Source organism: Micromonospora sp. NPDC049151 (genome assembly GCF_040648395.1).
In the GTDB taxonomy this organism is placed as follows: Bacteria; Actinomycetota; Actinomycetes; order Mycobacteriales; family Micromonosporaceae; genus Micromonospora.
Map to the genome: position 1 here is coordinate 382,715 of NZ_JBEZDP010000002.1, position 12,097 is coordinate 394,811.

General features: G+C 70.4%; 8 protein-coding genes. 4 read left to right on the forward strand and 4 right to left on the reverse strand.

All coding sequences use genetic code 11. The features are described from left to right. Window position 1: 1 nt before the first annotated feature. From AB0B20_RS04570 to cmdF, 4 genes are all read right to left on the reverse strand, one after another. Window positions 2-1,504: a 4-hydroxyphenylacetate 3-hydroxylase N-terminal domain-containing protein gene (locus AB0B20_RS04570; protein WP_357389622.1), complete on the reverse strand. Its 1,503-nt coding sequence runs from the start codon at window positions 1,502-1,504 to the stop codon at window positions 2-4. A gap of 259 nt (window positions 1,505-1,763) precedes the next feature. After that, complete coding sequence (locus AB0B20_RS04575; protein WP_357389620.1) at window positions 1,764-3,227, reverse strand: multicopper oxidase family protein; 1,464 nt, start codon at window positions 3,225-3,227, stop codon at window positions 1,764-1,766. A gap of 55 nt (window positions 3,228-3,282) precedes the next feature. After that, a complete protein-coding gene (locus AB0B20_RS04580; RefSeq protein WP_357389618.1) occupies window positions 3,283-5,460 on the reverse strand; it encodes a molybdopterin oxidoreductase family protein in 2,178 nt (725 codons plus the stop codon). A gap of 12 nt (window positions 5,461-5,472) precedes the next feature. After that, window positions 5,473-7,092 (reverse strand): tyrosine 2,3-aminomutase, encoded by a 1,620-nt coding sequence (gene cmdF, locus AB0B20_RS04585; protein WP_357389616.1) that lies wholly within the window; start codon window positions 7,090-7,092, stop codon window positions 5,473-5,475. A 251-nt stretch (window positions 7,093-7,343) separates the two neighbouring features. Here cmdF and AB0B20_RS04590 point away from each other — a divergent pair, with 251 nt between their 5' ends. The 4 genes from AB0B20_RS04590 to AB0B20_RS04605 are packed head-to-tail and all read left to right on the forward strand — an operon-like array spanning window position 7,344 to window position 12,087. Beyond that, window positions 7,344-8,495 carry a DegT/DnrJ/EryC1/StrS family aminotransferase gene (locus AB0B20_RS04590; RefSeq protein ID WP_357389614.1) on the forward strand — a complete coding sequence of 384 codons (1,152 nt, stop codon included), beginning with the start codon at window positions 7,344-7,346 and terminating at the stop codon, window positions 8,493-8,495. Between the two features lie 58 nt (window positions 8,496-8,553). Next, on the forward strand, window positions 8,554-9,807 hold the full coding sequence (locus AB0B20_RS04595) for a class I SAM-dependent methyltransferase (protein WP_357389612.1): 1,254 nt from the start codon (window positions 8,554-8,556) through the stop codon (window positions 9,805-9,807). Further along, a complete protein-coding gene (locus AB0B20_RS04600; protein WP_357468100.1) occupies window positions 9,807-11,150 on the forward strand; it encodes an NDP-hexose 2,3-dehydratase family protein in 1,344 nt (447 codons plus the stop codon). The genes AB0B20_RS04595 and AB0B20_RS04600 overlap by 1 nt, the downstream gene beginning before the upstream one ends. 7 nt (window positions 11,151-11,157) lie before the next feature. Then, window positions 11,158-12,087, forward strand: a complete 930-nt coding sequence (locus AB0B20_RS04605; protein WP_357389608.1) for a Gfo/Idh/MocA family oxidoreductase — start codon at window positions 11,158-11,160, stop codon at window positions 12,085-12,087. The last annotated feature ends 10 nt before the right edge of the window (window positions 12,088-12,097 follow it).

Consider the following 12,097-nt stretch of genomic DNA (forward strand, 5'->3'; position numbering starts at 1 on the left):
GTCAGCGTTCCGGCGTCCACAGGTCGGGGGCGGTCCACCCGTCCAGGTCGTACTCGGCGAGGCACTGCTCGGCGAAGGCCTTGTAGCCGTCGACCAGCCCGGTCGCCGTCTGCGCGTGCAACAGCTCGACCCGGGTGTTCTCGTGGTTGCCGGCGTAGTTGCGCTCGTAGAGCTCGTGGCGGCCGCCGAACTCGGTGCCGGTCGCGTCCCAGAGCAGCTTCATCACCTTGACCCGCTGCTCGGCGTCCGAGCCGTCCGAGCCGCGCAGGTACCGGTCGAGGTAGGGCCGGATCTCCGGGTTGCGGAAGTCGTCGGCGCTGGAGTTGACGTAGATGAGCCCGCTGGCCACGTCCTGCTGGATGATCTCCTTGACCCGCGGGTAACCGATCTGCATGAACCAGCGGTACGCCATGCCGTACTGCGGGTTGGGCAGCAGCGCGCCGTTCTTCCACTGCACCGGGTTGCGGGCGGCGGCGTCCGACAGCCCCCAGAACAGGTTGCGCCACGCGAGCACCTCACCGAGCCGGCTCTGCACGCCGCGGAAGTCCTTCGTGCCGGTCAGCTCCAGGGCCTTGGCGAGCAGGCCGGCGAGGAACTCGAGCTTGACCGCGAGCCGGGTGCAGCCGTGGAAGGTGAACCGCTCGGAGAAGCCGGACTGGCCGGCGAACATCTGCACCTTGCCGAGGTTCCCGTACACGAACACGTTCTCCCACGGCACCAGCACCTGGTCGAGCACGAGGATGGTGTCGTTCTCGTCGAGCCGCGACGAGAGCGGGTAGTCGAACGGTGTGCCGACCGCGGCGGCGTTCGCCCCGTACGACGGACGGCAGATCAGCTTCACGCCGGGCGCGCCCATCGGCACGGTGGCGATCAGCGCGAACTCCTTCTTTCGCACCGGCAGGCCGAAGTGGGCGATGAAGTTGTAGTGGCTCAGCGCCGACCCGGTGGCGACCACCTTGGCGCCGCTGACGATCAGACCCTCGCCCGTCTCCCGCTCCACCCGGATGTAGACGTCGGCCACCTGGTCCGGCGGCCGGTTACGGTCCACCGGCGGATGCACGATCGCGTGGTTCCAGAAGAGCACCTTCTCCTGGGACTCCCGGTACCAGCGTTCCGCGTTGTCGCTGTACGGCGCGTAGAAGCCGGCGTTGGCCCCGAGCGTGCCGAGGAACGACGCCTTGTAGTCGGGGCTGCGCCCCATCCAGCCGTAGCTCATCCGCGCCCAGGCCGCGATGGCACGCTGATCGGCGATCATGTCGTCGACGGTGTGCGGGGTGCGGAAGAACGGGTGGGTGAAGCCGCCCGATCCGGTGTCCGTGGGCGCGGTCAGCACGTCGCGCTGGGCCGGATCGTGCAGCGCGTCGTAGAGCCGGGCGGTCATGCGTACCGGGTTGCGGAACGCCGGGTGGGTGGTGACGTCCTTGACCCGCTCGCCGTAGAGGAACACCTCGCGGCCGTCGCGCAGGCTCTCGACGTACTCGTCCCCGGTCAGCGGCCCGGTCATCGCCGTGCTCCGCCACGCCGGGACGGCCGGGCGGGCGTACCCCCGACCAGCCGGCGACCGCCGTCGTCACGCTGTCGTGGAACGAGCCCGGGCACCATGGCCCGGGCTCGTTCGGTCAACTCGGTCAACTCGGTCGGGGCGGACGGGGATGCGGACGGCGCAACCACGTTCGAGATGACGGTCATGCCGACAGCGTCACATCGGGGTGGCCAGCACGGCATCTCCGCCGGTGCTCAGCGCCGCGCCGGCGCCGCCCGGCTCAGGGCACGATCTCCATCTGCGCCATCATCCCGATGCTGGAGTGCTCGAGGAAGTGGCAGTGGTAGACGTACCGGCCCAGGTAGTCGGTGAAGGTGGCCTGCAGCCGCACCGAGGTTCCGGCCGGGATCAGCACGGTGTCCTTGAGCCCCGCGTCGTCCGCGGTCATCGGCGCGCCGGTGCGGCCCAGCACCCGGAACTGCGTCAGATGCAGGTGGAAGTTGTGGTCGATGCCGGCCTCGACGTCGTCGTTGTAGACGGTCCAGATCTCGGTCGTGCCACGCTTGATGCTGAAGTCCACCCGGTTCGGGTCGTAAGACCTCCCGTTGACCATCGGGTACGGCGGCTCCTGGCTGAAGTCGAACCCCAGGTGAACCTCACGCTGCTTGGTGGCCACGGGCAGCGTGGGCAGCGGGCGCAGCCGGAGCGGGAACCGGCTGGGATCGGCGGCGGTGGAGCGCACGTCGAAACGCAGCACCGGTCCCTTGACGGCGTCACTGAGCACCACCGAGGTGCCGACCGGCAGGCCGGTGAAGTCGACGAGCAGGTCCGCCCGCTCGCCCGAGCTGAGGGTCAGCGAGGTCCGGGCCACCGGCGCGGGCAGCAGACCGCCGTCCGAGCCGACCTGCCACATCTTCCCCTTGTCGATGCTGAACGTGTACTTGCCCTCGTTCGTCGCGTTCAGGACACGGAACCGGTACCTGCGGGCGGCGACCGGGAAGAACGGCTTGACCTTCCCGTTGACCACGACGAGGTCACGTTCGTTCGGGAAGCCCCAGATCAGTGAACCGTCGGTGTCCATCTGGACGTCGGTGAACATGATCGGCACGTCGTACGAGCCGGTCGGCAGCCCCAGGTCCTTCTCTGCCGGGTCGTTGACGAGGTAGAAGCCGTGCAGCCCGCGGTAGGTGTGCTCGGCCTCGTCGCCGTGCACGTGGTCGTGGTACCAGAGCGTGGCCCCGCGCTGGTTGTTCGGGTAGTAGTAGGTCCTGGCGGCACCCGGGAGGATCATGTCCATCGGGTGCCCGTCGTCGATCGCCTTCACGTGGCCGCCGTGCAGGTGCACGTTGGTGTGCGTGTCGAGGTTGTTGCGGAAGGTCACCTTGGCCGGCCGGCCGGTGCGGCCGTAGATGGTCGGGCCCACCCAGCCGCCGCCGTAGGTGAGCGCCGCGGTGCTGATACCCGGCACCAGTTCGAGCTGGGCGGGCTGCACCAGGACCTCGTACTCGTCGCAGTCCGCCGTCTGCCGCTTCGGCACCGCGACCGGCGGCACCGGCATGCGCGTCTGGAACGGCGTGACGCTGAGCGTCGTCGCCTTGCGCGCGGTGGCTCCGGCCGGACCGTGCGCGTGGTGGTGGGCCGCGGCTGACGCGTCCGGCCCGCTGGTGGTCGCCGCCGCCCCCCGCGACAGCATCACCGCGCCCGCCACCGATCCGCCCGCGACCAGGATCGCCCGTCTTCTCATCGCTGTTCCCCCCACTCGGTTAGGTGAGCGGGAGTCTATGGTCGTCGATCGCGGCCTAAGATCTTCCAGATTGCTTTACTGAGCCGCTTACTGAGCCGCCGATCGGCGCCACGGCGACCGGCACACCGTTGAAGACCGCGTTGCCGGAGGGCACGTCCACGGCACCACCGGTCAGCTCGTTCACATTGACCCCGGCCCGACCGGCGGCCACCCGCTGGCCGGTACGCCGGTGCCCCCACCCGTGCGGCAGGCTCACCACCCCGGGCATGATCGTGTCGGTCGGTTCCAGCTCGACCTCCAGTTCGCCGGAGGCCGAGCTGACCCGTGCCCGCTCGCCGAGGCCGAGCCGGGCCACGTCGTCCGGGTGGATCTGCAGGGTGCAGCGGTTGGTGCCGCCGGTGAGCGTCGGCACATTGTGCATCCAGCTGTTGTTCGAGCGCAGGTGCCGGCGTCCGATCAGCACCATGGGCGCGGGCGGGCGGATCATCGCCGCCCGCAACCGCCCGGTGTCCTCGGCGAGCGGCTGGGGGGCGAGCTCGACCCGCCCGGACGGCGTCTTGAGGATCTCGGACAGCCGGGGTTCCAACGGGCCCAGGTCGATCCCGTTCGGGTGGTCGAGCAGCTTCCGGCGGGTCAGGCCGTACGGGCCCATCCGCAGCATGGCGTCGAGCAGCAGATCCGGGCCGTCCTCGCCGTCCAGTTCGGCGCGGGTCGTCACCGGGATCGCCGACAGGAGCTGGCCCAGCATCTGCTCTGGCAGCCCGGACGGGTCGGCCTGCGCGCCCAGTCCCATCGCGATCAGCGTGAGCCGCTCCAGGATCTCGGCCTCGCTGCGCTGCCCGGCGTCGAGTGGCACCACCGCCGGGGAGTAGCGGGCGTAGTTGCGTACCTGGATGGTGGAGATGAGGAAGTCGTAGTGCGCCATCTGCAGGGTGCGCGGCGGCGGCAGGATGACGTGGGCGTGCCGGGTCGTCTCGTTCAGGTACGGATCGACAGCCACCATGAAGTCGAGACTCTCCAGCGCCCGGTCGAGCCGTCCGCCGTCCGGAGTGGACAGCACCGGATTGCCGGCGACGACGACGAGAGCCCGTACCTGACCGGGGCCGGGCTGCTCGATCTCGTCGGCCATGGTGGCGGCCGGGAACTCCCCGAGGGTCTCGGGGAAGCCCTTCACCCGGCTGCGCCAACGCCCCGCGGTGAACGGCTCGGGGCTCTTGTGCACCTCGGCGGTGGCCGGCTTCGCGTACATCACCCCGCCGGCCCGGTCGAAGTTTCCGGTCAGCACGTTGAGCACGTCCACCAACCACTGCGCGAGGGTGCCGAACTCGGCCGTACAGGTGCCGATGCGGGCGTAGACGGCGGCGGTGGGCGCGGCGGCGAGCTCCCGGGCGAGCCGCCGGACGGTCTCCGCGTCGACGCCGCAGAACGGGGCCACCAGTTCGGGCGTGAACGGCGCGGCCAGCTCCCGCAGCCGGTCGAGGCCGGCCACCGGCACCCGGATCGTCACCAGTTCCTCGTCCAGCAGCGTGTGCACCATGGCGAACAGCAGCGCCGGGTCACTGCCGGGCCGGACGAACACATGCTCGTCGGCCAGCTCGGCGGTCCGGGTGCGGCGCGGGTCGAGCACCACGATGCGCCCGCCGCGCTCGCGCAGCCGCCGCATCCGCCCCGGGAAGTCCGGCGCGGCGCACAGCGAGCCGTTCGACACCGCCGGGTTGGCTCCGATGATCAGCAGGTGGTCCGTGCGGTCGAGGTCGGGCACCGCCACCGCCCACGGGTCGCCGGTCATCAGCCCGGACGCCACGTGCTTGGGCATCTGGTCGACGGTGCTCGCCGAGAACACGTTGCGGGTGCCGAGCGCCATGGCCAGCGGACCCCGGTAGAGGATGCCGGCCATGGTGTGGAAGGTCGGGTTGCCGTAGTAGAGCGACAGGGCCTCCCGCCCGTGCTCGGCGATGACTCCCTCCAGCCCCCGGGCGACGATCGCGAACGCCTCGTCCCAGTCCGCCCGGCGCCACGCCTCACCCTCGCGGACCATCGGGCCGGTAAGCCGGTCCGGGTCCTCGTCGAGGCGGCCCAGGGTGGCGCCCTTCGGGCACAGGTAGCCCTTGGAGAACGGGTCGTCCTTGTCACCGGTCACCGATGTGACCCGGTCACCGTCGAGGGTCAGGCGCAGGCCGCAGACGGCCTCGCAGAGCGGGCAGGTGCGATACGCGGTCCGCGTGCCGGTCATGAGACTCTCCCGTCAGTTCAGGCGGACGCCGGCGTCGTCGAGGGCCTTGAGCAGCGTGCCGCGCTCCAGCTCGGCGGCGACGAGTTCGAGCTCGTCGGCCATGTAGCGGTCCTCGTCGAGGGTCGGCACGAGCGACCGGATCGTGTCGTAGGTGACCCGGGCGGCCGGGCTGAGCCGGTCCCGGCGGCCGGAGACGTCCACGGCCTGCGCGGCGGCGAGGAACTCCAGGGCCAGGATGATGTGGTTGTTCCGCAGCACCCGGCGAGCGTTACGGGTGGCGATCAGGCCCATGCTGACCACGTCCTGGTTGTCGCCGTTGGACGGGACGCTCTGGGTGCTGGCGGGGCTGATCGTGCGGTTCTCCGCGACCAGCGCGGTGGCCGGGTACTGCGCACCGGCGAAGCCACTGTTGAGACCCGGCTCGCCCTTGACCAGGAACTCCGGCAGACCGTAGCTGAGGTGCCGGTTGAGCAGCCGGTTGCTGCGCCGCTCGGAGAGGACGCCGAGCTGGGTGAGCGCGATGGTCAGGAAGTCCATCACGAAGGCCACCGGCTGACCGTGGAAGTTCGCCCCGTGGAAGATCTCCTTGCCGGTGAAGAACAGCGGGTTGTCGTTGGCCGAGTTCAGCTCGATCTCGAGCTTGAGCCGGGTGTGCGACAGGGTGTCCCGCACCGCGCCGATGACCTGCGGGATGGCCCGCAGCGAGTACGCCTTCTGGAGGTAGACGTCGGAGCGGTAGACGTTGCCGCCGTTGCCGTTGCCGTTCTCCTTGCTGGCGGCCACCTGCTTGCGCAGGTCGGCGTGCTCGACGGTGAGCTTGCTGCCGGCCATCAGCGTGCGCATGTTGGCGGCGCTCGCGATCTGCCCGGCGTGCGGCCGGGCGATGTCGTGGCCCTCCGGCTGGAACGGGCTCATCGAACCCTGCAACGTCTCGATGACCAGTGCGGCGGCGATCTCGGCGTGTCGGGCCTGGGCCAGCGCGTACTCGGCCAGCAGAGCGCCCACACCGGTCATCGCCGAGGTGCCGTTGATGAGGGCGAGGCCCTCCTTGAAGCGCAGCCGCAGCGGCTCGATGCCGAGCGAGCGCAGCACCGGCCCGGTCGGCGTCTTGTCGCCGTCGCGCAGCAGGTAGCCCTCGCCGATCAGGGTGCTGGCGATGTGTGCGAGCGGGGCCAGGTCTCCGCTGGCGCCGAGTGAGCCGATCTCCGGTACGGCGGGGGTGAGGCCCTCGTTGAGGTAGAGCGCGAGGCGCTCGAGCACCACGGGACGAACCGCGGAGTGGCCCTTCGCCAGCGCGTTCAGCCGGGCGGCGACCACGGCGCGTGCCTCGGCCTCGGCGAACAGCGGACCGACGCCGGCGCTGTGGCTGCGGACCAGGTTGGTCTGCAACTCGGTCTCCTTGGCCGTGTCGACGAGCATGTAGATCATCTCGCCGTAGCCGGTCGTCACGCCGTAGACCGGAACGTTGCTGCGGACGGTCTCCTCGAACTGCTCCCGGCTCGCGGCGGCGCGGCTGAGCACCCGCTCGCCGAGGACTACCGGCACGTGCTCCTCGGCAACCTGGCGCACCTGCGGCACGTCGAGCGTCTCGCCGTTCAACTCGACTCGGACATCGGTTTCCACCGTGGTCATGTGATGCTCCCGATTGGTGTGGGGAAAGAACGCCTGGTTGCGCATCGATGCCATCACCGGCGCGATAGCCGTCGCACCTCTTCGCTTGCCCTGGTGCCGGCCTGGTGTTCACGTGCTGCCGCGGACGGCACCGACGAAGATGCACCCGCCGGCCGTGGTCGCCGAGCATGAAGGCACTGACCCGGCCGCCCGCTCCACCGGGCCACCGCCGAGGCGCAGGCCCTGCTGGACGTAGGCCGGAAGGACGCCGCATGATCAACGTGTTTCAGCCGAGTGTGGGTGCCGAGGAGCTCGCGGCGGTCGGCGAGGCATTCGACAGCAACTGGCTGGGCTACGGCCCTCGGACGCGGGAGTTCGAGCGCGCCTTCGGTGAGCACCTCGGCGTACCGCCGGAGACGTTGCTTTTCCTCAACTCGGCCACCTCGGCGCTGGGGCTGACCGCCAGGCTGCTCGAGTTCGGTCCGGGCGACGAAGTCGTGGTGCCCTCGGTGAGCTTCGTGGCCAACGCCAACACGATCGCCGCCTCCGGCGCCCGGGTGGTGTTCTGCGACGTCGACCCGCACACCCTGAACCCGTCGGTGGCGGACATCGCCGCCTGCCTCACCCCGCGCACGAAGGCGGTGACGATCCTGCACTACGGCGGTCACCCGGGGGAGGTCGTGGGGATCGCCGAGCTGTGCCGCGAGCGCGGCATCCCGCTCGTCGAGGACGCCGCCTGCGCGGTCTATTCCCAGGTGGCGGGGAAGGCGTGCGGCACTTTCGCCGACGTCGGCATCTGGAGCTTCGACTCACGCAAAATCATCACCACCGGCGACGGCGGCATGATCTATCTGCGCGATCCGGAGATGGCCCGGCGCGCCCACCGCCTGGCTTACCACGGCATGCAGGACCGCGGCGCCTTCGCGGCGATGGCCCGCGACCCGCGCCGCTGGTGGGATCAGACCATCCACGAGGTCGGCCAGCGGCTCATCGGAAACGACATGACCGCGGCCATCGGCCAGGTCCAGCTGCGCCGCCTGCCCGGCTTCGTGGCGCGCCGCCGCGACATCTGCGCCGCCTACGACCGGGCGCTTGCGGGCCTGCGGGGCGTGCGGCTCTGCCCGCAGCCGCCCGAGGAACACCGGTCCACGCACTACTTCTACTGGGTCCAGGTGGATCCGGCGCTGCGTGACGGCATCGCCGAGGAACTGCTGGAGAACGGCGTCTACACGACATTCCGTTATCCACCGCTGCACCGCGTTCCGCTGTACGGCTCGGACGCCCGCCTGCCCGGCACCGACGCCGCCGCCGCGACGACCCTTCTGCTGCCCCTGCACCAGTCACTCACCGACGCCGAGGTCGAGCAGGTGGCCTCGCTGTTCCGCACGGCGGTCGAACGGCGCACCCCGGCCGTGGCGGTCTGAGCGGACAAGCCGGCGCGCCGCGACCGCTGAGCGCCCGTCACTCACCATGGGAGGCATCATGACCATCGGCACCGGAACGGTCACCGAATGCACGGCCTGCCGGATCTGCGGCAACCGCAATCTGGTGCCGGTGCTGGACCTGGGGATGCAGGCACTCACCGGCATCTTCCCCCGGCCCGGCGAGGACGTACAGATCGCCCCACTGGAGCTTGTGCGGTGTGACCTGGGCGGCTGCGGACTCCTGCAGATGCGGCACACCGCCGACCTGTCGCTGATGTACGGCGAGCATTACGGCTACCGCTCCAGCATCCGCCCCTTCATGATCAATCACCTGAACGGCAAGGTGGCCGCCCTTACCGGCCTGGTCGAGTTGAGTCCGGGCGACCTGGTGCTCGACATCGGTAGCAACGACGGGACCCTGCTCAAGGCGTACCCGTCGCACGTCACCCGGGTGGGCGTCGATCCGACCGGCGAGAAGTGGCGCCAGTACTACCCGGACGACATCGCCCTGATCTCCGACTTCTTCACCAGGGACGGCTTCACCGAGCGGTACGGCGACCGCAAGGCGAAGATCGTCACCGCGATCGCGATGTTCTACGACCTGCCCGACCCGCTGGGCTTCATGACCGAGGTGCGCGACATCCTGGCCGACGACGGCGTGTGGATGATCGAGATGAGCTACGCGCTGCCGCTGCTGGAGATTCCCGCGTACGACGCGATCTGCCACGAGCACCTGGAGTACTACCAGCTGCGCCAGATCGAGTGGATGGCGGCACGGGCCGGGCTCACCCTGACCACCGCCGAGATCACCGACGTGAACGGCGGCAGCCTCTGCGTCACCCTGGTCAAGGACCCGTCGAAGCACCGGATCGACCACGCCGGCATCGAGCGCGTCCGGCAGCGTGAGGCGGCGCTGCGGCTCGACACCGAGCAGCCGTACGAGACGTTCGCCCGCCGCGTCGCCGAGCACCGCGACCAGGTGCGCGCGTTCTTCGACCGCTCGCGCCGGGCCGGCCTGCACACCGTCGGGTACGGCGCGTCGACAAAGGGCAACGTGATCCTCCAGTACTGCGGCCTGACCACCGACGACCTGCCGTGCATCGGCGAGGTCAGCGAGGAGAAGCACGGCGCGGTCACCCCGGGCACCGGAATCCCGATCGTCTCCGAGGAGGAGGCCAAGTCCCGCCGCCCCGACCAGTTGTTCGTGCTGCCCTGGGTGCACCGGCAGGGCTTCCTCGAACGGGAGCGGGAGTTCGTCGCCGCCGGCGGGAAGCTCGTCTTCCCACTGCCCTCGCTGTCCGGGCCGATCTGATGCGACCCGGGTTCCTCGCCTCGGCGCTCGTCACCGACGGGCCTGTCGACGCCGACCTGTTCCTGAAGCAGCGGTCTGCCTCCGCCAGGTACGAGGTGACGGAGGTGCCGCTGTCGGCGCTGCCCGAATGGCGGCTGACAGACCGGCTGGCGCACACCTCGGGTCGCTTCTTCAGCGTGGAGGGCCTCGCGGTCCGCACCAACTTCGGTCCCGTGCCCGCCTGGCACCAGCCGATCATCGTGCAGCCCGACATCGGCATCCTGGGCATCCTGGTCAAGCGGTTCCACGGCGTGCCGCACTTCCTCATGCAGGTCAAGATGGAGCCCGGCAACAGCAGCCTGGTGCAGTACGCCGCGACCGTGCAGGCCACGCAGAGCAACTACCAGCGCGTGCACGGTGGGCGACCCACGCCGTACCTGGAACACTTCCTGCGCCCCTCGCGCGGCCGGGTGCTGGTCGACCGGCTGCTCTCCGAACACGCGTCGTGGTACCTGCACAAGCGGAACCGCAACATGATCGTCGAGATTCCGCCGGACGTGGACGTGCCGCGCCTCGACGACTTCGCCTGGCTCACCCTCGGGCAACTTCGGGCACAGCTGGCCGCCGGCCACGTGAACATGAACGCCCGTACGGTGCTGGCCTGCATCTCCTACGCCGGCAACGGGCCGGACCCCGAGGACGACTTCCACGCGGCCGTGGTCGCCTCGCACCGCCGCAGCCGCTCGGACGCCGACCTGGCCGACGCCATGACCTGGCTGATCGACCAGAAGGAGCTCTACACGCTCGACGTCCACCGCACCGCCCTGTCCGGCCTGGACGGCTGGATCGCCGACGACGAGGGCATCCGGCACCGCGACGGCGGCTACTTCCGCGTCGTCGGCCTCAAGATCACCGCGACCAGCCGCGAGGTCACCAGCTGGACCCAGCCGATGCTGGAGCCGGTGCCCGGCAACCTGGTCGCGTTCCTCTGCCGGCGCCGGGGCGGCGTGCTCGAGTTCCTGGTCCAGGCGTTGGTGCAGCCCGGCTTGACGGACCGGCTGGAGCTGGCCGCCAGCATCCAGCTGGCCCCCGGTTACTACCGCACCCCGTCCGATCTTCCCCCGCTGGTGGAGTATCTCTCCGCTCCGGTGTCACAGGTCCGGCACAGCTCGGTGCAGTCGGAGGACGGCGGCCGCTTCCTGCGGGCCGACACCCGGCACGTGGTCATCGAACTGCGGCCCGGCCAGGAGGTGGACGTGCCGCCCACCCACCGCTGGATGACACTGGGCCTGCTGGACCGCCTGGTGTCGGCGGGCTACTACGTGAACGTCGAGGCCCGCAGCCTGATGGCCTGCCTTCTCTAGGAGTCGCGTGGACTTCCTCCTGATCGGCCGGTCGCGCTTCGCGCAGCGGCGGGTCCTGCCCGCCGCCGCGGCGCTTCCCTTCGATTCGATCACCGTGGTGAGCCGCCGGGACGGCACGCACTGGCGTACCCTGACCGGCCGCAGGCCCGGCCTGGTCTACATCTCCCTGACCAACGGCGAGCACGCCGAGGCCGTCGCGTGGGCCCTGCGGTCGGGACACCACGTGGTGGTCGACAAGCCCGCCTTCCCGACCCTGACCGAGGCGCGGTCGGCCGTCGCACTGGCCCGGCGGTCGTCGCTGGTCCTGGCCGAGGCGACCTGCTACTCGTACCATCCGATGTTCGCCTGGGCGGGCGCGCTGGACGCGACGTTCACCAAGGCCGTCGCGGTCTTCACCCCGCCGGTGCCCGCCACCGACTTCCGCCACGACCGTTCGCGGGGTGGCGGAGCCCTGCTGGACACCGGCCCCTACCTCGCGTCCCTGGGCCGGGTCCTGTGGGATGCCGAGCCCGACCGCCTCCAGGTCATCGTCGGCGACCGTGCCCCCGACGGCCTGGAACTCGCCTACAGCGTGCTGGCCGGTTATCCGGGCGACCGCACGCTCGTCGGACAGTTCGGTTTCACGACGGGCTACCGCAACGCCCTCCATCTGCTGGGCCCCGGCGTCGGTGTGGACTTCGAGCGCCCGTTCTCGGCGCCGCCGGACCTCTCCCCCACCGTGCGGGTGGACGCCGGGGGCACGTCCGAGTCGCACCGGCTCCCGCCGGCCGACAGCATGCTCCTGTTCCTGGACCGGGTGCTGGCGGCCGTCCGTTCGGGTTCCCGGGAGTTCGACGAGCCGCTTCTCAGCGACGCCCGGACCCGGGATCAGCTCGCCCGCGCCGCCGACCTCGACCTCGCCACGAGAACGGTTCAGCCTGGTGGAACGGGCGGTTGACCGACCGGCG